24 protein-coding genes and 1 riboswitch are annotated in these 24,050 nt (G+C 33.9%); of the genes, 21 read left to right on the plus strand and 3 right to left on the minus strand.

What is annotated here, in order from left to right; translation table 11 throughout:
- Positions 1-199 precede the first annotated feature (199 nt).
- From polA to ACHRV0_RS00155, 3 genes are read left to right on the plus strand one after another with little or no spacing between them, the layout of a single operon-like run.
- Entirely contained in the window at positions 200-3,040 is a 2,841-nt protein-coding gene (polA, locus tag ACHRV0_RS00145; RefSeq protein WP_129023973.1) for a DNA polymerase I, read from the plus strand.
- 10 nt (positions 3,041-3,050) lie between these two features.
- Entirely contained in the window at positions 3,051-4,178 is a 1,128-nt protein-coding gene (locus tag ACHRV0_RS00150) for a hypothetical protein (RefSeq protein ID WP_395439528.1), read from the plus strand.
- A 24-nt stretch (positions 4,179-4,202) separates the two neighbouring features.
- Entirely contained in the window at positions 4,203-5,321 is a 1,119-nt protein-coding gene (locus ACHRV0_RS00155) for a hypothetical protein (RefSeq protein ID WP_395439529.1), read from the plus strand.
- 34 nt (positions 5,322-5,355) lie between these two features.
- Here the strand turns inward: ACHRV0_RS00155 and ACHRV0_RS00160 are convergent, their stop codons facing one another.
- Entirely contained in the window at positions 5,356-6,381 is a 1,026-nt protein-coding gene (locus tag ACHRV0_RS00160; protein WP_129023976.1) for a LacI family DNA-binding transcriptional regulator, read from the minus strand.
- 194 nt (positions 6,382-6,575) lie between these two features.
- Between ACHRV0_RS00160 and ACHRV0_RS00165 the strand changes: the two genes are divergently transcribed.
- From ACHRV0_RS00165 to tsf, 6 genes are all read left to right on the plus strand, one after another.
- Positions 6,576-7,322 carry a ferritin-like domain-containing protein gene (locus ACHRV0_RS00165; RefSeq protein WP_395439530.1) on the plus strand — a complete coding sequence of 249 codons (747 nt, stop codon included), beginning with the start codon at positions 6,576-6,578 and terminating at the stop codon, positions 7,320-7,322.
- A gap of 26 nt (positions 7,323-7,348) precedes the next feature.
- Positions 7,349-8,161: a ferritin-like domain-containing protein gene (locus tag ACHRV0_RS00170; RefSeq protein ID WP_129023978.1), complete on the plus strand. Its 813-nt coding sequence runs from the start codon at positions 7,349-7,351 to the stop codon at positions 8,159-8,161.
- Positions 8,162-8,355: 194 nt separating this feature from the next.
- Positions 8,356-8,811, plus strand: coding sequence for a 50S ribosomal protein L13 (rplM, locus tag ACHRV0_RS00175; RefSeq protein WP_026983738.1), 456 nt, complete (start codon positions 8,356-8,358; stop codon positions 8,809-8,811).
- Positions 8,811-9,197, plus strand: a complete 387-nt coding sequence (rpsI, locus tag ACHRV0_RS00180) for a 30S ribosomal protein S9 (protein WP_017497947.1) — start codon at positions 8,811-8,813, stop codon at positions 9,195-9,197. Before rplM ends, rpsI begins: the two co-directional genes overlap by 1 nt.
- A gap of 176 nt (positions 9,198-9,373) precedes the next feature.
- Positions 9,374-10,144 (plus strand): 30S ribosomal protein S2, encoded by a 771-nt coding sequence (gene rpsB / locus ACHRV0_RS00185; RefSeq protein WP_129023979.1) that lies wholly within the window; start codon positions 9,374-9,376, stop codon positions 10,142-10,144.
- Between the two features lie 139 nt (positions 10,145-10,283).
- Positions 10,284-11,246 (plus strand): translation elongation factor Ts, encoded by a 963-nt coding sequence (tsf, locus tag ACHRV0_RS00190; RefSeq protein WP_089052686.1) that lies wholly within the window; start codon positions 10,284-10,286, stop codon positions 11,244-11,246.
- Positions 11,247-11,355: 109 nt separating this feature from the next.
- On the opposite strand, the gene ACHRV0_RS00195 is transcribed toward tsf, so the two are convergent.
- A complete protein-coding gene (locus tag ACHRV0_RS00195; protein ID WP_395439532.1) occupies positions 11,356-13,476 on the minus strand; it encodes a M3 family metallopeptidase in 2,121 nt (706 codons plus the stop codon).
- Positions 13,477-13,647: 171 nt separating this feature from the next.
- Here ACHRV0_RS00195 and ACHRV0_RS00200 point away from each other — a divergent pair, with 171 nt between their 5' ends.
- The 12 genes from ACHRV0_RS00200 to ACHRV0_RS00255 all read left to right on the plus strand — a co-directional run bounded on the left by ACHRV0_RS00200 (position 13,648) and on the right by ACHRV0_RS00255 (position 23,258).
- Positions 13,648-14,313, plus strand: coding sequence for a queuosine precursor transporter (locus tag ACHRV0_RS00200; RefSeq protein ID WP_089052684.1), 666 nt, complete (start codon positions 13,648-13,650; stop codon positions 14,311-14,313).
- A gap of 14 nt (positions 14,314-14,327) precedes the next feature.
- Positions 14,328-15,008 carry a hypothetical protein gene (locus tag ACHRV0_RS00205; protein WP_395439533.1) on the plus strand — a complete coding sequence of 227 codons (681 nt, stop codon included), beginning with the start codon at positions 14,328-14,330 and terminating at the stop codon, positions 15,006-15,008.
- Positions 15,008-15,577 carry a DNA-3-methyladenine glycosylase I gene (locus ACHRV0_RS00210; RefSeq protein WP_395439534.1) on the plus strand — a complete coding sequence of 190 codons (570 nt, stop codon included), beginning with the start codon at positions 15,008-15,010 and terminating at the stop codon, positions 15,575-15,577. The genes ACHRV0_RS00205 and ACHRV0_RS00210 overlap by 1 nt, the downstream gene beginning before the upstream one ends.
- Before the next feature lie 98 nt (positions 15,578-15,675).
- Positions 15,676-15,772: riboswitch (TPP riboswitch) on the plus strand.
- An 86-nt stretch (positions 15,773-15,858) separates the two neighbouring features.
- On the plus strand, positions 15,859-16,065 hold the full coding sequence (thiS, locus tag ACHRV0_RS00215; RefSeq protein ID WP_395439535.1) for a sulfur carrier protein ThiS: 207 nt from the start codon (positions 15,859-15,861) through the stop codon (positions 16,063-16,065).
- Positions 16,066-16,150: 85 nt separating this feature from the next.
- The gene (thiC, locus tag ACHRV0_RS00220) at positions 16,151-17,974 is read left to right on the plus strand and encodes a phosphomethylpyrimidine synthase ThiC (RefSeq protein ID WP_395439536.1); all 1,824 of its coding nucleotides are present in this window, start codon (positions 16,151-16,153) and stop codon (positions 17,972-17,974) included.
- Positions 17,975-18,005: 31 nt separating this feature from the next.
- Complete coding sequence (locus ACHRV0_RS00225) at positions 18,006-18,620, plus strand: thiamine phosphate synthase (RefSeq protein WP_395439538.1); 615 nt, start codon at positions 18,006-18,008, stop codon at positions 18,618-18,620.
- Positions 18,587-19,342, plus strand: a complete 756-nt coding sequence (locus ACHRV0_RS00230; protein WP_395439540.1) for a hydroxymethylpyrimidine/phosphomethylpyrimidine kinase — start codon at positions 18,587-18,589, stop codon at positions 19,340-19,342. The genes ACHRV0_RS00225 and ACHRV0_RS00230 overlap by 34 nt, the downstream gene beginning before the upstream one ends.
- Positions 19,332-19,970, plus strand: coding sequence for a thiamine phosphate synthase (locus ACHRV0_RS00235; protein ID WP_129023987.1), 639 nt, complete (start codon positions 19,332-19,334; stop codon positions 19,968-19,970). The genes ACHRV0_RS00230 and ACHRV0_RS00235 overlap by 11 nt, the downstream gene beginning before the upstream one ends.
- Positions 19,951-20,727 (plus strand): thiazole synthase, encoded by a 777-nt coding sequence (locus ACHRV0_RS00240; protein ID WP_129023988.1) that lies wholly within the window; start codon positions 19,951-19,953, stop codon positions 20,725-20,727. Before ACHRV0_RS00235 ends, ACHRV0_RS00240 begins: the two co-directional genes overlap by 20 nt.
- 143 nt (positions 20,728-20,870) lie before the next feature.
- Positions 20,871-21,248 carry a GxxExxY protein gene (locus ACHRV0_RS00245; protein ID WP_129023989.1) on the plus strand — a complete coding sequence of 126 codons (378 nt, stop codon included), beginning with the start codon at positions 20,871-20,873 and terminating at the stop codon, positions 21,246-21,248.
- A 79-nt stretch (positions 21,249-21,327) separates the two neighbouring features.
- Positions 21,328-22,464 (plus strand): 2-iminoacetate synthase ThiH, encoded by a 1,137-nt coding sequence (gene thiH, locus ACHRV0_RS00250; RefSeq protein WP_129023990.1) that lies wholly within the window; start codon positions 21,328-21,330, stop codon positions 22,462-22,464.
- An 83-nt stretch (positions 22,465-22,547) separates the two neighbouring features.
- The gene (locus tag ACHRV0_RS00255; RefSeq protein ID WP_395439541.1) at positions 22,548-23,258 is read left to right on the plus strand and encodes a HesA/MoeB/ThiF family protein; all 711 of its coding nucleotides are present in this window, start codon (positions 22,548-22,550) and stop codon (positions 23,256-23,258) included.
- Here the strand turns inward: ACHRV0_RS00255 and ACHRV0_RS00260 are convergent.
- Entirely contained in the window at positions 23,255-24,049 is a 795-nt protein-coding gene (locus tag ACHRV0_RS00260) for an MOSC domain-containing protein (RefSeq protein WP_395439542.1), read from the minus strand. The genes ACHRV0_RS00255 and ACHRV0_RS00260 overlap by 4 nt on opposite strands.
- Position 24,050 lies beyond the last annotated feature (1 nt).

A 24,050-nucleotide genomic window follows, 5' to 3' on the forward strand; every position in this document is an offset into this window, starting at 1 on the left:
TTTGCTTTTTTTACCATATAAGCGATATAAGTTCATTTAGATATTCTAGATCATTAAAATATTAGACGCACTGCAGTGCGTCTCTACGCTATGCGTGATGCTAAATTGAACTTATATCGCTTATATAGTGGAAAAAAAATCTTGTAACTTTAATTTTTGAGACCTCAATTGTTTATTTTTACAGACTAATATTTTTTATATGTCAACTCAAAAACGCCTTTTTCTTCTAGATGCATACGCATTAATTTTTCGTGGTTATTATGCTTTTATAAAAAACCCTAGAATTAACTCAAAAGGAATGGATACATCTGCAATTATGGGTTTTATGAACTCACTTTTAGATGTTATTAAAAGAGAAAAACCAGACCATTTGGCCGTAGCATTTGACAAAGGCGGAAGTCAATTACGTAATGAATTGTTTCCAGAATACAAGGCAAATAGAGATGTTACTCCTGAAGCTATTAAAATAGCGGTACCTTATATATGTGAATTATTAAAAGCAATGCACATTCCGATTATCGAAGTTGCTGGTTTTGAAGCCGATGATTTAATTGGAACAATTGCTAAACAAGCCGAAAAAGAGAACTATAAAGTTTTTATGGTAACTCCTGATAAGGATTTTGCTCAATTGGTTTCTGAAAACATCTTTATGTACAAACCTGCTCGTATGGGTAATGGAATTGAAATTTGGGGTGTTCCTGAAGTATTAGAAAAATTTGAAATCGAACGCCCTGAACAAGTAATCGATTTTCTTGGTATGATGGGAGATGCTGCCGATAACATTCCTGGACTTCCCGGCGTTGGTGAAGTTACTGCCAAAAAACTGTTGAAAGAATTTGGAACAATGGAAAATCTTTTGGCTAATACCGATAAGCTGAAAGGAAAAATGAAGGAGAATATTGAAGCCAATAAAGAAAAAGGTTTATTGTCTAAAAAACTGGCAACAATTTTACTAGACTGTCCTGTAACTTTTGATGAGAATGATTATGAGTTAACGCGCCCTGATATTGAAAAAACTGATGCGATTTTTCAAGAATTGGAATTTAGAAGAATGGCCGAACAATTTGATAACTTGTTTAAAACTGATGGAACACAAACTGCTCCTGCAGCTGCTCCAGATGCCAAATTATACAAAAAGCCACAGCCAAAAAACGAAGAACAGTTTGATTTATTTGGAAGTGCTTCCGCAGATGAAGATACAGAAACTGCAAGAACGTCTTTTTACAGCACATTAGAAAACACACCTCACTCCTATCAAACCATTCAAGGAGATTTAGGAGTAAAATTGCTTTTACAAAATTTACAAAACCAAACTTCGGTTTGTTTTGATACCGAAACTACAGGAATCGATGCTTTGCATGCAGAACTTGTGGGGATGTCATTTTCTTATGAAAAAGGAAAAGCATTTTATGTTCCGTTTCCAGAAAATCAAGAAGAAGCAAAAATATTAGTAGACAAATTTGTTCCGTTTTTTGAAAATGAAAACATCGAAAAAATTGGGCAAAACCTTAAATACGATTTAAAGATTCTTTCTAATTATGGCGTTACTGTAAAAGGAAAACTTTTTGATACCATGATTGCGCATTATTTGATTAATCCAGATATGCGTCATAATATGGATATTTTGGCAGAAACCTATTTAAAATATTCTCCAAAATCAATTGAAACCTTAATAGGTAAAAAAGGAAAAAATCAGCTTTCGATGCGTGATGTTCCTCTTGAAGACATTAAAGAATATGCTGCCGAAGATGCTGATGTTACTTTGCAATTAAAAGAAATCTTCACTGTAGAACTAGACAAAACTGAAACTAAAAAATTATTTGACGAAATCGAAATTCCATTAGTAAGCGTTTTAGCTGCAATGGAAACCGAAGGAATTCGATTAGATGTTGATTTTTTAAACGCAATGTCTAAAGAAATGGATGTTGAGATCAAATCTTTAGAACAAAAAATATACGAAACCGCTGGAGAGAAATTTAATCTTGCCTCTCCAAAACAATTAGGAGATATCTTATTTGATAAACTTAAAATTGGCGGAGCAAAGCAAAAGAAAACCAAAACTGGTCAATATGCAACCGGCGAAGAAGTATTAACTTATTTAGCAAATGACAACCCAATTGTAAAACAAATTTTAGATTGGCGTCAGATGGTAAAATTGCAAAGTACTTACATCTTAGCTTTACCAGAACAAGTTGACAAAAAGACTTTACGTGTTCATACTGATTATATGCAGACTGTTGCGGCAACAGGACGTTTGAGTTCTAACAATCCAAACCTGCAAAACATTCCAATTCGTACAGAAAGAGGACGTCAGATTCGTAAAGCCTTTGTAGCACGCGATGAAAATCATACTTTAATTTCTGCCGATTACTCTCAAATCGAATTGAGAATTATTGCCGCTTTAAGTGGCGAAGAAAACATGATTAAAGCATTTCAAAACGGAGAAGATATTCATAAAGCAACCGCAGCAAAAGTTTTTGATGTAGCGCTGGAAGAAGTTTCCCGCGAACAAAGAAGCCATGCTAAAACTGTAAACTTCGGAATTATATATGGTGTTTCTGCCTTCGGATTAAGCAATCAGACTTCGTTGTCAAGAAGTGAAAGTGCTGCTTTGATCGATGCTTATTACAAAACTTACCCAAGATTAAAATCATATATTCAAGAACAGATTGATTCTGCCAGAGAAAAAGGTTACGTACAAACTATTCTAGGTCGTCGTCGTTATCTAAAAGACATTAACTCGGCAAATGCAGTTGTAAGAAGTGCAGCCGAACGAAATGCTGTAAACGCGCCAATTCAAGGAAGCGCTGCCGATGTAATTAAAATTGCAATGATTAACATTCATAAAAAATTACAAGACGAAAACTGGAAATCTAAAATGTTGCTTCAAGTACATGATGAGCTTGTGTTTGATGTACATAATGACGAATTAGAAAAAATCCAGCCCATGATCAAACATGAAATGGAAAATGCTTTTAAACTCTCTGTTCCTTTAGAAGTTGAACTTGGCTTAGGTAAAGACTGGCTGGAAGCACATTAGAAAGGCAGAAATGAAACAAAAAACGATAACGTATTCCCTTGTAACAATAGTTGTCTTATTTATAATCTACCAGATCAATGTTAGCTTAGCTTTAGGCTTGGATACTTTTGTAATAAATCTTTTTCCCCGCAAAAAACTGCCAAGTGAATTTGTGGCTTATAAAAATCTATCTGAAGTTAAAAAATTTGGCAATCATGATATATCAATATTTCAAAAAGGAGCCAAATATTGCTATACGTTTCAGATACTTGAGATTGCTAATGACAAAATCATGGTTAAAGTAATTACCAAATCTGAACCTTATGATCACGGGGGAGGAAATACTGGCGATAATTACAGTAACACATTATTTAAAATGGATTCCTTTGGAAAAGTTTTAGATACAATAGGCTTTAAAACTTCCTCATCTGATCAATCTGAATTTGGCGAGATTGTTTTGCTTAACAAACAAATAGTAAACAAAGCCCTGCTTTATTACCAAACTTGGCCCGTAGATGGGAACAAAACAAAAAAAGCATTTATTCCTGTAAACAAAGATTTAAGTTGGTCTGCTGAAAAATTATCTAAATATTATTATGATACTATTGTACCCAATTGTATTTACTTAGAGTCTTTTTATAGCTGGAGAGATCACTCGATACCTTCTGATAAAAGAGAATCTATAATTTATTACGCAAACAACCAATGGTATGTAGTTTATGGTGCAGGTGAAGACATTTATAATAATGCCCGAGATCTAAGCTCGAAGCAGCATAAAAAGATTGATAATGAAAATGTATTTCATGATATACCAAACGATAAAATAAAGGTTCGATATTATCAAAAAGTAGAATATAATTCAAATATGGCAGGACAAACCCAGTCCAACAGCCCTTATACTTATTATTACTGGGATGGAATTGCTTATGTCAATATACTTTTTGCAAAAGACACACTAAAATTTAAAAAAGAAGATATTTTTTTGGATGATTACAGCAACGAGGAAAAATCAATATACAGCACTACAAAAGACAACTGGACAGAAATGGAAAACGCTGCGAAAAAAAAATACAATTATTATTCAAATCCAAATTTGAAGTTTACCTTAATTTCTGACGATGAAAGTAAAAACTTGTACATTGTCAAAAAAACAAAATAATATTGCATTTTAAAATTGACTATCATGAAAAAAGCTTTTTTGTTTCTATTTATAATGTACTCCACGATTTCATTTTGTCAGGACAAAATTTATTATCTAGAAGGAACTTTAGGGAAAAGCACAATCTATATGACCCTTCAAGTTTATAAATCGGATAATGAGACTAATCTAAACGCCGTATATTTCTATAAAAATTCATTAAAAGACATTAAACTTGAAGCAAAATTAAAAGACAATAACAATTATACTTTCTATTTTAAGCCCGGCGATATTGTTACTGAAAAGTTTTACCTGAAAAAATCAGGCAATAATTTCGATGGTTTTTGGTATGATGCTAAAGACAAACAACTGGCTGTTCATCTTGAACCTGTTAATTTTGACAATTACAAATCAAACCTATCAATCAGGTTTGATGACGAACGTTTGAATCTGGTAAAATATAAATTCTTAGAATTCAAAAAACAAAAAACCACGATTTACAATAATAAGGAATTTGTCTGGTATTCTGAAAAACATTGCGATTCGGATTTCTTTAGATTAGGAAGTAACTTTTCAGAGAGAAACAAGGCTGTTATAAATCCAATTTTAGAAAAAATTCATATTGAAAACACATTATCACAGCTCGGCTGCTCTTCAAGTTTTGAGTATAGTGAGGGAAAAGGGATCGAAGGAAGAACTACCATAAATTTCCTCAATACAAACTTATTGGGTTTTGAAATGTTTTCATCTTATTACTGTGGCGGTGAACATCCTGATTTTGGAGGAAGTGGTTATTTGATTGATCTAAACAATGGAAAAGATTATGAAATAGATGACATCATTGCATTTGATAAAAGTGTTACCACCGAAGAACAAAGCAATTTTGATAACTATTCAAAATACAGAAGTACTTATTTTGCTCCTAAATTACTAGCTGTACTTAACTCAGAGTTTCATTTCGAAAAACCAAAAAATGACGATGATGATCCTTGCGATTATACCAATGAAGAATATTGGGATTTTCCGTCTTGGAGTTACACCGAAAAAGGTATAGAATTCACGCCAATCTTTTACAGAGCCGCAAGATCTTGTGAGGAATCATTTCTAGTTCCTTTTGAAAAATTAAAAAAGTATAAAAATCCTAAATTCCCGTATTCTTTATAAAAAAATATCCGTCTTAAAGACGGATATTTTTTATTTATGCTTTTCTAGTCGATTCTCGCTCTTTCAATTTTGTTTTGATAACGATAGTTTCATAGTCCGAAGTTTCACCTTCCGGCTCTTCTAACCTCTGAATTAATCTTTTTGCCGCAACTTCACCAATTTCAATTCCGTGCTGGCTTACTGTAGTTAAACTTGGAGACAAACGTCTTGAAGCCAAAATTCCGTCAGCAAAACCAATTATCGAAATATCTTCAGGAACTTTATATCCTTTTTTCAAACTTACTCTTAAAGCCGCAACAGAATCATTTTCATCTAAAGCGAAAATGGCATCAATTTTATTTTCAAAAATAGCATCAATTTTAGCTTTCATATCTTCTTCTGAATCGGTACGAAGAATGATTTTTTCGTTTATTGGAATATTATTGTCTTTTAACGCTTTTAAATATCCATCAGCTCTTAATTTTCCAACACTTAAATTATCTACAGAAGAAATTAAAGCAATGTTTTTGCATCCTAAATCAATTAAATGCTGAGTCGAGTTTAATGCAGAATCAAAATCATCTACCACAACTTTATCACATTCTACTTCATCAGCGATACGATCAAACATTACAATTGGAGTCCCATCATTAATAATAGCCGAAAAGTGGTTGTAATCTTGAAGCTTTTGCGCTTCTTCAGAAACCGAAAGAATAAAACCATCAATTGTTCCGTTGCTTAACATTTCAAGTGTATGAACTTCTTTCTCTAAAGATTCATTCGAAATACAAGTAATTACGTTATATCCTTTTTTATCTGCCACTTTTTCGATTCCGCTAAAAACTTTGGCGAAAAAAGAGTTTAATATATTAGGTATAATTACACCAATCGTTTTAGTCTTACGATTCTTCAAATTCAGACCAATAACATTTGGTTTATAATTTTTGAGTTTGGCATACTCCTTAATCTTCACCTTCGTCTGCTCACTAATTTCCGGACTATCATTTAGCGCCTTAGACACCGTAGATACAGAAACACCAAGTTCTTTCGCAATTTGTTTTAGAGTTGCTTTAGCTTTCATCTATTAATATTTTATGTAATTAATACAAATATAGTAGAATTACCTAAAATAAAACAAAAAACTGCTGCTACTATTTGAAATCATAAGGCCTTTTCGAAATAATATTCAAAAACAGCGATTATTTAAAACCACTAGTGCTAAAATTTCGTTAATAACTTAATAGCATGTTATTAACCTTAATAAAAACCTAGATTATGAAAAACGAAGTTAAAATTCATGAAGTTGATCCTTCACTGAATAATAGAAGGAGCTTTCTTAAGCTCAGTGGACTAACATTAGTTACCGCAGGTTTGGTTTTAGCTGGTTGCAGCGACAATGACAACGATAATAATATGGAGGACAACTCTTTACCTGGAATAAAAAATGGAGTTTTTGATTTAGGTTCTGGAGATTTTGGCGTACTTACTTATGCATACGCCTTAGAACAATTAGAAGCCGATTTTTATACCAAAGTTGTAAATTCATCAAATTTCAACACTGTATTTAATGATATTGAGCGTCAAGTCTTAACAGACTTATACCATCATGAAGTAGTTCATAGAGACTTTTTTAAAGCTGCTTTGACTGGAGCACTCCCAGATCCAAGCTCTCAATTACTTCCTTCCTTAGCCTTCAGTTATGGCTCTTTAAATTTTAACAGCCGTAACGAAGTTTTAGCTACCGCAAAAGCACTAGAAGATACAGGCGTTGCCGCTTACAATGGCGCGGGACGACTAATTAAAAGCGCTGATTATTTATTACTGGCAGGAAAAATTGTTTCAGTTGAAGCCAGACACGCTTCGGCAATAAGAAGCTTGATCAATCCAAACTCCAAAGATTTTGCAGGCGACGATATTGTAAACCCTTCAAATGGTTTAGATGTCGCAAAAGATCCTTCAAAAATCCTACCAATTGCCGGAGGATTTATTACTACAAAATTTACTGCCAAATATTTACCTTAATCTTAACCAGCTAAAACTTAGAAATTATGAATATTTTAAAATTTATAGAAACCTTTACTGATGATAGTATAATGAATAGTACAGGTTCACGAAGAGACAGTTTTTCACAATTTGGAAATATCAGTAAAAATCTGGCGCTGGCATCAATTCCTTTTGGATTATCAGCATTGGCAAATAAAGCAATAGCAAAAGATATCACCCCAACACCCGCCACCCCAATCGGGGCTTTACAATTTGCCTTAACACTAGAATATCTAGAAAATGAGTTTTATGCCATGGCGCTGGATTCTGGTGTCATTCCGGCCTTAGAAAATGGCGGACGAGATTTAAAAGTCTTTCAACAAATAGCAGCTCACGAGTCAAGTCACGTTAAATTTTTAATCGCAGGATTAGGTGGTTCAGCAAGTGCAAACTTCGTTCCTAAACCTACCTTTGACTTTACAGTGGGCGGCACATTTGACCCTTTTCACGATTACCCAACCTTTCTTGCCTTAGCACAAGCTTTTGAAGATACCGGCGTGAGAGCTTACAAAGGGCAAGCCGCTAACTTAATAACTACACCAGATTTATTGACTGCAGCTCTTCAAATTCATTCTGTCGAAGCACGTCACGCATCTGAAGTGCGAAGGCTCCGCAAATTAAAAGGCTGGATTTCGAATGCTGATCGAGGAGCAGGAATGCCGTCTGCAACTCAAGCGGTTTACGATGGCGAAGGAGTTACCACTCAAGCAGGATTCAATACTGCTGCGGCCTTTGGAGCTTCCGCAGGATCAGAAGCTTACGACGAACCTTTAACCACTCAGCAAGTTGTAGATATTGCCAATATTTTTATTGTTTAATAACAAAAACACTCCACAAATTGAACCAGCTTCGCCTTAATGTGAAGCTGGTTTTTTTTTAGTTTTAAAAATAAAAACTGAGAGCCTGATTTTCAGGATATAAAATATTCTTTTAAGGTATTTGGTTTTAAAATAATTAATTGTACTTTTGCATCCCCTTTATTGGGGATGGAATGTTTAATTAAAATAATATTATGGACGCATTAAGCTACAAGACAATTTCAGCTAGCAAAGCCACTGTAACTAAAGAGTGGATTGTTGTTGATGCAGAAGGTCACAACTTAGGACGTCTTGCTTCAAAGGTTGCGATGATCTTAAGAGGTAAGTACAAGCCAAGTTACACACCGCACGTTGACTGTGGAGATAACGTAATTGTTATCAACTCAGAAAAAATTAACCTTACAGGTACAAAAATGAATGACAAAATTTACATGCGTCATACAGGTTACCCAGGAGGACAAAGAACTTTAACTGCTAAAGTATTGCAATCTAAAAACCCTGCATTATTAGTAGAAAAAGCTGTAAAAGGAATGTTACCTAAAAACAAATTAGGAGCTGAACTTTTTAGAAATCTAAATGTTGTTGTAGGTGCTGAGCATACTCACGGAGCTCAAAAACCTAGAACTGTTAACCTAAACGATCTTAAGTAATGGGAGTTATTCACAAAATCGGTAGAAGAAAAACCGCTGTTGCACGTGTATATGTTTCTGAAGGAACAGGTAAAATCACTGTAAACAAAAAAGAATTCGCAACTTACTTTCCAACTGCAACTTTACAATACAAAGTTTTACAACCATTATCTATGACAGAAAATGCAAGTAACTTTGATGTAAAAGTAAACGTTTACGGAGGTGGTTCAACTGGTCAAGCAGAAGCTGTAAGAATGGCATTAGCACGTGTAATGTGTGAAGTGAACATCGAAAACAGAGCTATCTTGAAACCAGAAGGTTTATTAACAAGAGATCCAAGAATGGTTGAACGTAAGAAATTCGGTCAGAAGAAAGCTCGTAAGAGATTCCAATTCTCTAAACGTTAATATTACCTGTCTTGTTCAAATGGGACAAGACATTATCAATTATTTATTGAAATTAAAAAACACAGTTATTGTTGCTCTCCTACCGAGGTAGGATATAGTTTAGCATCTAAATGTATAAAGCCAGAGAAATCGCCATTTATACATTGCTAATCAACAGAACGTAAACTAGTACAAAAATGGCAAACAAAATAGAAGTAAAAGAATTACTAGAAGCAGGTGTTCACTTCGGACACATGACTAGAAAATGGGATCCAAACATGGCTCCTTACATTTATATGGAGCGTAATGGTATTCACATTATCAATCTATATAAAACTGCAGCTAAAATTGAAGAAGCTAATGAAGCTTTGAAAAAAATCGCTGCATCAGGTAGAAAAATTTTATTCGTAGCTACCAAAAAACAAGCAAAAGACATCGTTGCTGATAAAGCAAAAGCTGCAAACATGCCTTACATCACTGAAAGATGGCCAGGTGGAATGCTTACTAACTTCGTAACTATCAGAAAGGCAGTTAAAAAAATGTCTTCTATCGATAAAATGAAGAAAGATGGTACTTTCATGACGTTATCTAAAAAAGAGCGTTTGCAAGTTGATCGTTTACGTGCTAAATTAGAGAAAAACTTAGGTTCAATCGCTGACATGTCTAGACTACCAGCTGCATTGTTCGTAGTAGATATCAAAGCTGAACACATCGCAATAAAAGAAGCACAAAAATTAAACATTCCAGTTTTCGCAATGGTTGATACGAATTCTGACCCAAGAGAGGTTGATTACGTAATTCCAGCAAATGATGATGCTTCTAAATCAATTGACAAAATTTTATCTTTAGTAACTACTGCAGTAATCGAAGGTCTTTCTGACAGAGGTTCTGAAAAAGAGACTGAAGCTCCTGCTGAAGAAGCTGCTCCTGCTGTTGAAGCTGAAGCTGCTCCTGCAACTGAAGAATAAATCAAATTTTAAATTCCAAATTTTAAATTCCAAACTCCAAATACAAAATTAAAAACGTTATGTTGATAATTTAATAAAATTGGAGTTTGGGATTTAGAAGATGGAATTTTTACTTTTAACATTAAAATTCAAAAATATTATGGCAACAATTACTGCTGCAGACGTAAATAAATTAAGACAATCTACAGGTGCCGGAATGATGGACTGTAAAAAAGCTTTAGTTGAAGCTGAAGGAGATTTCGATAAAGCTATACAAATCCTTAGAGAAAAAGGACAAAAAGTTGCTGCTAACCGTTCTGACCGTGAGTCTTCTGAAGGAGCTGCTGTTTCTTTCATCAATGCAGACCACACTAAAGGAGCTATCATTACTTTAAACTGTGAAACTGACTTCGTAGGTAAAAATGAAGCTTTCGTAACTTTAGCTAAAGATTTAGTAGAAAGAGCTATCAACTTCTCTTCTAAAGAAGAATTTTTAGCTTCTGATTTCAACGGAATTACAGTTGCTGAGAAATTAATCGAGCAAACTGGAGTTATCGGAGAAAAAATCGAAATCGGTGGTTTCGAAATTTTAGAAGGTGCTTTTGTTGGATCTTACGTTCACGTTAACAAAATTGCTGCTTTAACTGCAATTTCTGCTGCAATTCCTAACGCTGACGTTTTAACTAAAGATGTTTCTATGCAAGTTGCTTCTATGGGAGCTGATACATTATCTTACAAAGATTTTGATCCTGCTTTCGTTGAATCTGAACTTGCTGCTCGTATTGCTGTAATCGAAAAAGATAACGAAGAAGCAAAACGTTTAGGAAAAACTTTAAAAAATGTTCCTAAATATATTTCTTTCTCTCAATTAACTGAAGAAGTTTTAAAACAAGCGGAAGAAGATGCTAAAGCTGAATTAAAAGCTGAAGGTAAACCAGAACAAATCTGGGACAAAATTATTCCAGGAAAAGTACAACGTTTCATTTCTGACAATACTACTTTAGATCAAGAAAAAGCTTTACTTGATCAAAACTTCATCAAAGATGACAGTAAAAAAGTTGGTGATTACGTTAAAGGATTCAACGTTGAAATTACAGGTTTCAAAAGAGTTACTTTAGGTTAATATATTATTTCAATAGAAAAAGCCCGAATATTTATTTATTCGGGCTTTTTTATGTTTATCAAATTATAAAGACGCACCGCAGTGCGTCTATTACAATTGCAAAGTATTTTTACTTTTTCTTTTCTACAATTGGAAAATTTCTAGCACGCATTAATGCATCAGATTTTGGAGCTCTGCCTCTAAAATTCTCATATGCTTTCTCCTGATCTATAGTATTTCCTACACTAAAAACATTATCATAAAGACGCTTTGCTACTTCTTTATCATAAGGACCTTTTCCTTCTGTAAAAGCCTCCCAAGCATCAGCATTAATCACATCTGCCCATAAATAACTGTAATATCCAGCCGCATAACCATCACCTGAGAAAATATGTCCGAATTGAGGAATTCTATGTCTCATTACAATTTCTGATGGCATATGAAGCGCGTCTAAAGTTTCTTTCTCAAATTTATGAGGATCAATAGTTGTAGTTGCCAAGTGCAGTTTCATATCTATTAAAGAACTAGAAATGGTTTCTACAGTAGCAAAACCTTCATTAAAATTAGCCGCTTTTTCAATTCTATCTACTAATGACTGAGGCAATGGTTGATTTGTTTTATAATGTAATGCAAATTTATTCAACACTTCTGGTGTAGCCAGCCAATGCTCTAATAATTGCGACGGGAACTCGACATAATCTCTAGCCACAGATGTTCCTGCCAAACTAGGATAAGTTACGTTAGAACATAATCCGTGAAGCGCATGTCCAAACTCATGAAACAATGTAGTTGCATCTTCCCAAGAAATCAAAACAGGTTCGTTTGCAGCACCTTTAATAAAATTACAGTTATTAGATACAATTGTAAGTACTTCACCGTCCATTTTTTGCTGATCACGATACGCATTCATCCAAGCACCAGAACGTTTACCAGCACGTGCATACGGATCAAAATACCACAACCCAACTGTTTTACCCGTTATTTTGTTACTTACCTCCCAAACACGAACATCTGGATGATAAACAGGAACATTTGTAACTTGTTTGAAGCTTAAATTAAATAATTCTCCAGCAACCCAAAACATTCCTTCACGTAAATTCTCTAATTGCAAATAAGGCTTAACCTCATTTTGATCTAAATCATATTTTGCTTTTCTAACTTTTTCAGCATAATAGCGATAATCCCAAGGCTGAATTTTAAATTTTCCACCTTCAGCATCTACTATTTTCTGCATTTCAGCAACATCTTGATGCACCTTTTCTACAGCCGGCTCCCAAACAGACATCATCAAATCCAATGTTTTCTTAGGATCTTTTGCCATTTTATTAGACAAACTCCAATCTGCAAAAGTTGGAAATCCTAATAATTTCGCTTTTTGAGTACGTAATTGCAAAATAGAAACCAAAGTCGCATTATTATCATTTGCATTTCCGTTATCACCGCGTTTCACAAAAATATCGAAAGCTTTTTCTCTTAACTCTCTACGATTCGAAAAAGTTAAGAATGGCTCAATTGAAGAACGTGTATTAGCAATACAGCCCAAAACATCAAGTTTTCTCTCTTTTGCTTCAGCAATAGCAGCATTTTTTACTTCTAGCGGTAAACCATCAAAATCACTTTCTGTTTTTAAAGCTACATATTGATTATTTTCCTCGGCCAATAAATTTTGGCTGAATTTAGTAAAAAGACTCGCTAGTTTTTTATTAATATCAGCTACTTTTTCTTTATCAGCCACATTCAATTTAGCTCCTTCACGAACAAAATCAGTATAATACAACCAGATTAAACGCTGTTGTTCGCTGGTCAGTTTTTTACTTTCTTTAGAATTGTACAAAGCCTCAACTCTAGCAAAAAGTTTTTTATTCTGATTAATCTTATCAGAGAATTCAGAAAACTTAGGAGACATCTCGCGATCTACAGCACTAAACTCAGGTGTACTCAAATTCGATCTGTAAATTCCGTATACTGTCAAAATCCTAGTAATTGTTTTTCCAGAACGTTCCAGCTCAGCAATTGTATTTTCAAAAGTCGGTGCCTTCGGATTATTAGCAATAGCATCAATCTCGTTTAGTTTTTCTTGAATTGCAAACTGAATTGCCGGCTTAAAATCCGCAACCTTATACTCATTAAACGCAGGTACTCCGCCATATGGCCCTGTCCAGTTTTTGAGCAATGGGTTATCTGAATTTGATTGTGCGGTGGCCGCAAAAAAAGTTGTTCCCATGAGAAAAATTGTCATTAATTTTTTCATTATCATTATTTTTTAACTAATATATTATTGTTCCAAATGTAACTAAAATCAGCGTTCAAAATAGAATTTTAACTTTCCGATTCTCTTAAATACAACAGCTTAATTTAAAATCAATCCTTTTTAAGTTATAAAGAAATAGTTTAAATTTGAAACATCATTTACCAAATTAAGATGTTTAAAACCCGAAAAGAAATTGTTTTTGTTGTCCTTGCCGGAATATTTATAACGAATGCAGTTGTTGCAGAACTTATTGGTGGAAAGCTAATTCAAATTGGCCCATTTGTAATGAGCATTGGAATTTTGCCATGGCCTGTTGTTTTTCTAACAACCGATTTGATTAATGAATATTTTGGAGAAAAAGGGGTAAAAAAACTCTCTTTTATAACTGCCTGTTTGATCGCTTATGCATTTTTAATCCTTTTTATGGCAATAGTAATTCCTGCTGCAAAAGGAATAAGTCCTGTAAACGACGAGCAATTTCAAGCTGTTTTTGGACAAAGTATGTGGATTATCGTAGGGAGTTTGATCGCTTTCATGGCATCTCAATTAATTGATGTATGGATTTTTTGGTTCTTTAAAAGACGCACAGGCGAGCGAAAAATTTGGCTTAGAACAACAGGTTCAACCGTAGTTTCGCAATTATTTGACTCGTTTATTGTTCTTGGAATTGCTTTTTGGCTGCCTGGAAAAATTGATTTTGATACTTTTCTTTCTTCCGCTTTAATTGGATACACTTTTAAATTATCAATTGCAATTTTACTAACCCCATTAATTTATGCTGGACATCATTTGATAAAAAAATATTTGGACGAGGAAGGCTCATCTCACAAAGGATAAACCAAAATGAAGCCATGAAAAAAAACTGTACGATATTAGTATTCCTTATCGCTTTCCTTTTTTTCGGTTGCGGAAATGACGAGAAAAAACAGCCTAAGAAAAAAGTGCACCCTGTTAATTCTTTGAAAACGGCACCGCTAAAAGAAATTTCATCTGCTTCTTCAAAAACCATTGTACAAAAAGAAATTCTTACTGACTCCGTTTCTAGTAGAAAAAATACTTTTGCTGTAAAAAAGCCAATCAAAATTAACGAGCGTACTCAAGAATCAAAAACGCCAATTAGCACCGCCGCTTCTGAACCAAAAAATGACCCTAACGAAAATAAATTATTAAGCTTTTCAAACCTTCATAAAATATTAAGCAACTGTAAAATTGGACAAACCTTAACTCAAAAAGAGCTTACTCAAAACTTTGAAATTCAAAAAGAAGCAGTCAAACTTGTTAAAAGCGTAACCAAAACTGCCCAAAATGAAATCGAAGTTAAATGGCATTCAACCTGGTTTATTGAAAAAATATCTGATGCTAAACTTCAAGATGGGCGATTAAAAGTGGTATTTAAAGAAAATAAACTATATACTTCTGGCAATGCAATTGGCATTAAATACAACAAAAAAATCTATAATAATTTAGTTATAATAGGCCGTTCGGCTTACATTCCAACTGTAAAAGGCTACAGCTGGCAAATTGGAAAATAATGAAAAACGAAAACATCATTCGCTGCGGCTGGTGCAGTTCAAGCGATTTATACAAAAAATATCATGATGAAGAATGGGGAACTCCTGTTTATGACGACCCTACTCTATTTGAATTTTTAATTCTAGAAACCTTTCAGGCGGGATTGAGCTGGATTACCATTTTAAATAAAAGAGAAAACTTTAAAACTGCTTTCGACAATTTCGATTATAAAAAAATTGCCCGTTATTCTGAAGATAAAATCGAAGAATTGCTTCAAAATACGGGAATTGTTCGAAATAAACTCAAAATTAGGTCAGCAGTTACAAATGCTCAGGCATTTATGAAAATTCAGGATGAATTTGGAACTTTCTCTGATTATATATGGAAATTCACAGATGGAAAACCTATTGACAATAATCCGAAGAGTCTAAAAGATGTTCCTGCCACAACTCCAATTTCTGATGCAATTAGCAAAGATCTAAAAAAACGTGGTTTCAAATTCGTTGGCTCAACCGTTATCTATGCCCATATGCAGGCGACCGGAATGGTCAACGATCATATTGAAGATTGCTGGACGAGAACTAAATAGCTTTCAATTACAATTGTAGTTTTCAGTCACCGTTTTCAGTTTTCAAAAAACTTGAAACTTAAAACCTGAAACTTCTAAACAAATTTTATTACATTTGCTTCACACTTTAGGGGTGTCTGCAACTTGCAGGCTGAGATTTTACCCTCTGAACCTGATCTAGTTCATACTAGCGTAGGGAAAAGTAAGATGACTTCTGAGCGCATTTTTATGCGCAATTGCAGCCATTCCTAAGGTAGAGATTCACTTCAGTGAATCTTAGATAAACCGAAAAAAACAAAGGAATGGAACTAAAAATCAACCAACAAACTAAACATTTTAATGCTGAATCTCTAAGCATTCAGTCATTACTTGATCTCGAAATTCCCCACAAGCAAAACGGAATCGCCGTTGCTATTAACAATACTGTTGTTCCAAAAATCAAATGGAACGAATTCCTCGTACAAGAAACCGACGAAATTTTAATTATTTCTGCTACGCAGGGAGGATAGAATTTAAACTCCAATTTCATACTCAAACAGAGATGCACTGCTGTGCACCTCTACAATAATTCATAACTCACAACTTCTTTTCCCTATGACTACAGAAGAACAAATATCAAGAACACCATTTCCTAATTCTAAGAAAGTTTACATCGACGGAGAAATTCATCCGATAAAAGTTGCTATGCGCGAAATTCATCTTAGCGACACCAAACTTTCAAACGGAGGAGTTGAAAAAAATCCTCCCGTAACCGTTTATGACACATCAGGTCCATATACTGATCCAAATGTTGAAATAGATATTAGAAAAGGACTGCCGCGCTTGCGCGAAAATTGGATCTTAGATCGAAATGATGTCGAAATTTTAAATGAAATCTCTTCAGATTACGGTCAAAGCCGATTGCGCGACGAAAACCTGAATCATCTTCGTTTTGAATATCTTCATCAGCCAAAACGTGCTAAAAAGGGCGCAAATGTAACGCAGTTATATTATGCTAAACAAGGCATTATTACCCCTGAAATGGAATACATTGCTATTCGCGAAAACCAACGTATCGAGCTTTTAAATGAGCAAACAAAAACAATGCAATGCCAGCACGGCGGAAATAGTTTTGGTGCAAATACTCCAAAAAGTAAAATAACACCCGAGTTTGTACGAGCTGAAGTTGCCTGCGGAAGAGCTATTATCCCTAATAACATTAATCACCCTGAAAGCGAACCAATGATTGTTGGACGTAATTTCTTGGTAAAAATCAATGCCAATATTGGTAACAGCGCTGTAACATCAAGTATTGAGGAAGAAGTTGAAAAAGCAGTCTGGGCTTGCCGCTGGGGCGCTGACACAATAATGGATTTATCTACTGGAAAAAATATCCATGAAACCAGAGAATGGATTATTCGAAATTCACCAGTTCCAATTGGTACCGTTCCTATTTATCAGGCTTTAGAAAAAGTAAAAGGAATTGCAGAAGATTTAACTTGGGAAATTTTCCGTGATACTTTAATAGAGCAGGCAGAACAAGGTGTTTCATACTTTACAATTCATGCTGGAGTTTTACTTCGTTACATTCATTTAACTGCAAATCGCGTAACGGGAATCGTTTCTCGCGGTGGATCAATCATGGCAAAATGGTGTTTATTTCATCATAAAGAAAACTTTTTGTACACTCATTTTGAAGAAATCTGTGAGATTATGAAACAATACGATGTTGCTTTTTCTTTAGGAGACGGTTTACGTCCGGGTTCGATTGCAGATGCCAATGATGCCGCACAATTTGCCGAATTAGAAACTTTAGGTGAATTAACCAAAATTGCTTGGAAACATGATGTTCAGGTTTTTATTGAGGGCCCGGGACACGTACCAATGCACATGATTAAAGAAAACATGGACAAACAATTAGAGCATTGTCATGAAGCTCCGTTTTATACTTTAGGCCCCTTAACAACAGATATTGCACCGGGTTACGACCACATAACATCAGCAATTGGCGCTGCAATGATAGGCTGGTACGGATGTGCTATGTTGTGTTATGTAACACCAAAAGAACATCTTGGTTTACCTAATAAAAAAGACGTTAAAGATGGCGTAATCACCTATAAAATCTCGGCACATGCAGCAGATTTAGCAAAAGGTCATCCAGGAGCTCAGTACCGCGATAATGCTTTAAGTAAAGCCCGTTTTGAATTCCGTTGGGAAGATCAATTTAATCTAGCTTTAGATCCTGATACAGCGAGAGAATTTCACGATGAAACACTTCCTGCTGATGGTGCAAAAGTGGCGCATTTTTGTTCGATGTGCGGACCAAAATTCTGTTCTATGAAAATATCTCAGGAAATTAGAGATGTTGCTGCCGCAGAAAAAGGAATGCAGGAGAAATCAGAAGAGTTTATTGAGCAGGGAAAAGAGATTTATATTTAAGTGAAAAGATAAAAGAAACAAGAAGAAAGTTATGATTGTGATTACGAATCCTTCTTTTATTGAAGATGAAATTGAAATTCTTCATTCTTTATTTGAAGAAGGATTGTCTTTACTTCATATTCGGAAACCTGATTTTTCTGAATTGGAAATGGCACATTTTATTCATCCAATAAAAATGGAATTTAGATCGAAACTGGTTTTACACAGTCATCATGATTTGGCTAAAGACTTTGGTATTAATCGAATTCATTTTTCTGAAAAAGAAAGAAAAAATCAACGTCATCTTTTTTCAAAGTTTTCAGATTCTGTCAAAGATAAAAGCGAGTTCATATCAACATCAACACATTCTATAGACGATTTTAATTCACTAGAAAATGATTTCGATTATGCCTTTTTAAGTCCTGTTTTTAAAAGTATTTCTAAAGAAAACTATCATCCCAAAACAGATCTCTTTGAAGCATTAAAATCAAGAACAAATTATAAAACAAAAAACATTGCTTTAGGCGGAATTAATTCTGAAAACATTCAAAAAACGCTCGAGAATGGTTTTGATAACATCGCACTTTTAGGTGCTGTTTGGAACAACACAAACCCTGTAAAAGAATTTAAATTATGTCAGCAAATCGCCCTTTTGCACTTACAATAGCCGGCCTTGATCCTTCGGGAGGGGCTGGTATTCTTGCCGATATTAAAACTTTTGAGCAGCATAAAGTCAATGGTTTTGCAGTTATCACTGCCAATACTATTCAAACTGAAGATACCTTTTATGAAATTCAGTGGACGGATTTAAGTTTTGTGATTCGCTCAATTGAAACTCTTTTTTTGAGTTATAAAATCAGCGTGGTCAAAATCGGAATTGTTCCTTCTGCTCATTATTTAAATCGAATTCTGTCAACTATAAAACTGTTATCTCCAACTACACAAATCGTTTGGGATCCTGTTTTAAAATCAACTACAAAATTTGAATTTCTCTCAATTACTGATTATTCGGATTTAAATAAGATATTATCCAAAATCGATCTAATCACACCCAATTATAATGAAATTGAAGTTTTATATCCTGGGTTTATTTCAAAGAAACTTTGGTTACAAAATGAAATTCCTGTTAATCTTTTATTGAAAGGCGGACATAACGAAGCCGCAGTTGGAACAGATCATTTATTTCTAAAAAATGAAGTTTTTGATTTGCTTCCTACCGATAAAAAATGTTCTGAAAAACACGGCTCAGGCTGCGTCTTATCATCTGCGATTGCTTCAAATCTTGCATTAAACCAAACTTTATATGAAGCTTGTAAAAATGCTAAAACCTACATAGAAAAATACCTGAGTTCAACATCAACTTTAATCGGATATCATCATGTACAATAAATTGCAATACATTTCACAAGGAAAAACAATCGAACAACAATTGTACAACATTCATCAAGCTTTAGATGCAGGATGCGACTGGATACAAATGCGATTTAAAAATCAGACTGCAAAAAACAGCTTTGCATTAGCTGAAGCTGTAAAATTTTTATGCGAAGAATATCTCGCCAACTTTATTGTAAATGATAATATATATCTCGCACAGCAAATTGCTGCCGATGGTGTTCATCTAGGTTTATCAGATATGAAAATCGATGAAGCAAGAGCAATATTAGGGGCTACAAAAATTATTGGAGGAACCGCAAATACATTCGAAGATATTGTAAATCATACAAAAAATGGCTGTGATTATGTTGGTTTAGGACCTTTTAGATTTACGAATACAAAAGAAAAATTAAGTCCCATATTAGGCTTATCTGGCTATTATGAAATCCTAGAAAAATTGAAAAAAAATAACATTGAAATTCCAGTGTATGCCATTGGAGGAATCACCCTGAAAGATTTAAATCCGTTGATTGAAACTGGAATTCACGGAATTGCAGTTTCAGGCATCATCACAAAAAGTGACGAAAAAGAACTATTAATTCAACAATTAAACGAAAAATTATATGCAAACGTCATTGTTTAATATTGGGGATAAATCCTTCAAATCTCGTTTATTTCTGGGAACAGGAAAATTTGGCTCCAATAAAGAAATGGAGGAAGCTATTTTAGCATCAGAAAGTGAGTTAGTTACGGTTGCCTTAAAGCGCATTGATCTAGAAACTGATACTGATGCCATTTTATCGCATTTACAACACCCAAATATCAATTTATTACCCAATACTTCTGGCGCAAGAAATGCAAAAGAAGCCATTTTTGCTGCTCAATTAGCCCGTGAAGCTTTAGAAACAAATTGGGTAAAACTCGAAATTCATCCAGATCCAAAATATTTACTGCCTGATCCCATTGAGACTTTAAAAGCAACCGAAGAATTGGCTAAACTTGGCTTTTTTGTACTGCCTTACATTCACGCTGATCCTGTGTTGTGCAAACATTTAGAAAATGCTGGAACAACAGCCGTTATGCCATTAGGATCACCAATAGGCAGTAATAAAGGCTTAAAAACAATTGATTTTATAGAAATTATAATCGAACAAAGCAATGTTCCAGTTATTATAGATGCAGGAATTGGTGCTCCGTCTGATGCTGCAAAAGCAATGGAAATTGGCGCTGATGCCGTTTTGGTAAATACAGCAATTGCCGTTGCAGGAAATCCAAAATTAATGGCAGAAGCATTTAAAGAAGCGGTTATTGCAGGAAGAAAAGCTTTTGAAGCCAAAATTGCTAATCAACAAAACTATGCTGTGGCTTCTAGCCCTTTAACTTCATTTTTATATGATTAAATTTTTGTTTCACGCAGATTTTGCAGATTTAAGCAGATTTTATATTGATTAATAAATTGTTAAACTGCAAATTTTTAAAAACTAACAAAACAAAAAAAGAAAGAAAATTCTTTAATTTTGAGTAATTTTAAAACTAAAGAATTATGACAGAAAATGAAATTTCATATCTAGTACGAGGAGCAATTTTTAAAGTATACAATAATTTAGGACCAGGACTATTTGAATCTGTCTATGAAAGCGCTCTATTCTATGAATTAGAAAAATTAGAACTGAAAGTCAAAAAACAAGTAGCAATTATCATTAATTATGAAGAAATAATATTAGATGCCGCTTTTAGACTTGACTTACTAGTTGAAGATAAAGTAATAATTGAATTAAAATCTGTCGAAGAATTAGCACCGATACATTACAAGCAAATTGCAACCTACCTTCGACTTTCTAATAAAAAATTAGGCATACTCGTTAATTTTAATACTCTTAATATTTTAAGTGATATTAAAAGAATTGCCAATAAAATATAAAAAACGCAAGATGCAATAAAATAAAAATCATTTTTAATCTGCTTAAATCTGCAAAATCTGCGTGAAATAAAAAAATAAAATGAAAACATTCAAATCTATTTTTGAGCAATATAATTGGGATGATATCCAGTCCAGAATATACCAAACCACATCAAAAGATGTTGAGCGAACTTTAGCCAAAACCAAATACGGTCTCGATGATTTCTTGGTTTTAATTTCGCCCATAGCTCAAAATTATCTGGAAGAAATGGCACAAAAATGCCATGAAATCACTAAAAAACGTTTCGGAAAAACGATTCAAATGTATGCGCCGCTTTATTTAAGCAACGAATGTCAAAATATTTGTACGTATTGCGGATTTAGTTTAGACAATAAAATCAAACGAAAAACACTTACTGATACCGAAATAAAAATCGAAATTGAGGCCTTAAAAAATACAGGTTTTGACCATGTTTTACTGGTTACTGGAGAAGCTAATTATACTGTAAACATCAATTATTTTCTAAACGCAATAAACCTTATCAAAAACGATTTTTCGATCATTTCCGTCGAAGTACAACCGCTTTCTATAGAAGATTATGAAAGGCTGCACAATGCTGGTGTATATTCGGTTTTGGTTTATCAGGAAACTTACCATCAGGAAGTTTACAAAAAATACCATACAAAAGGCAAGAAATCAAATTTTGACTATAGACTGGAGACTCCAGATCGAATTGGAACTGCTGGAATTCATAAAATTGGTTTAGGTGTTTTACTGGGTTTAGAGGATTGGCGAACGGATAGTTTTTTTAACGCTTTGCATTTAGATTATCTTCAAAAAAAATACTGGCAGACCAAATATTCTGTTTCCTTCCCTCGCCTTCGCCCTGCTGAAGGAATTATTGAACCAAATTTTATAATGGACGATAAAGATTTGACACAATTAATTTGTGCTTATCGCTTATGGAATGAAGATTTGGAAATTTCGATTTCAACGAGAGAAAACGAAAAATTCAGAAACAATATTATTCCCATTGGCGTTACCAGCATGAGTGCAGGTTCTAAAACAAACCCGGGCGGATATGTTGTTGACCCGCAGTCATTAGAACAATTTGAGATAAGTGATGAACGCTCTGCAGATGAAATTGCGCAAATCATAAAAAGTAAGGGTTACGAGCCTATTTGGAAAGATTGGGACAAAGCATATAGTCAAAAGTTTGAAAGCCTAAAGTCATAAAGTCTAAAACTTTTGACTTACAATTTTTTACTTTCAACATTCGGCTTTCGACTTTCGACTTTAAAAACCTTAAGACTAAAATAATGAGCATTATACAAGAATTTTTACGTTACAATAGACAAACTATGTTACCTGAAATTGGTGATGAAGGTCAGGAAAAATTAAAAAAAGCACGTGTTTTAGTAATTGGTGCCGGCGGTTTAGGCTGTCCTATTTTGCAATATATTGCAACGGCTGGAGTTGGTTTTATTGGAATTATAGATTTTGATACCATTGAAATTCACAATCTTCACAGACAGATTTTGTATACCGAAAATGAAATTGGTCAGCAAAAAGCAATTGTGGCAAAAGAAGTCGTTTCAAGATTAAATCCGCTTATTGAAGTTACTGCTATTACTGAGAAATTGACTTCAGAAAATACTTCAGAAGTTATTAAGGAATATGATATAATTGTAGATGGATCAGATAATTTTACAACACGCTATTTGGTAAATGATACTTGCGTTCAACTCAAGAAACCTCTGGTTTATGGCAGTATTTTGAGATTTGAAGGGCAAATTGCAGTTTTTAATCACAACGGAAGTAAAAATTTACGTGATTTATTTCCCGAAATGCCTGATCCAAAAGATGTACCGAATTGTAATTTGAATGGAGTTTTAGGAACATTACCCGGAATTATAGGAAATATGATGGCGCATGAAACCTTAAAATTAATTCTAGAATTGCCAACTTTAAAAAATGAATTAGTGATTTTTAATACTTTAAACTGGAATTTCACAAAGCTGAATTTCTAGAAAACAAGTGTATCTCCAATCTTGATAGTTCCTGAATTCAACCCCACAATGTTGGTTCCGAATAAAACTGAATTATCTACATTTCTGTATTTACTTAACGTTTTTAAAGGTTCTTTTTTTAGTCGTCCGTTTTCAGGATCATTATTCACCATAACGCATCTTCCGCAGGGTTTTATGTTTTTAAATTGAACTTTTCCAATGGAAAAGCTTTTAAAATCATCTTCTTCATGAGGATTTTCACTGCTTACAACGATGTTTGGTCGAAACCTTTTTATGGTGATTTTTTCATCAAGTTTATCATTCAAAAAATCCAAGCTTTTTGTACCAATTAATAAATAAGGATAACCATCGGCCAAACTTACATTGAAAGTTTCTTTTACTCTGGAACTTTCATGTTTACGATCTCCATTCTTTAGAATTTTGACCAATTTACATTCAAAACCTAAATGCTGACTGAACCATTTTGAAGTTTCTTTATTCACTTCAACTACTTCACTTTTATCATCCCAAACATTTACTTCAAGGGAATTGCCTAAATGTTCATTGATAGAAAATTCATGTTTTTGATCTTTAAAAGTAACATTGATTTTTCCATCTAAAATCTTCGGATAAAACTGGCTCATTATGCGATGTTCTCTTTGCGTAATCATCTGGTTTTCTACATCAATAAGCATCCATCTGCGATCGTTTTCAAATCCCATTTCTTCAGCCAAAGCAGATTGAAGGCTGATCCCTGCCAAGCTTTTTATCGGATAAATATAGATTTCCTTTACAATATGAACTGTACTCATT

The sequence above is a fragment of the Flavobacterium sp. FlaQc-30 genome, from assembly GCF_044005885.1.
GTDB lineage: Bacteria > Bacteroidota > Bacteroidia > Flavobacteriales > Flavobacteriaceae > Flavobacterium.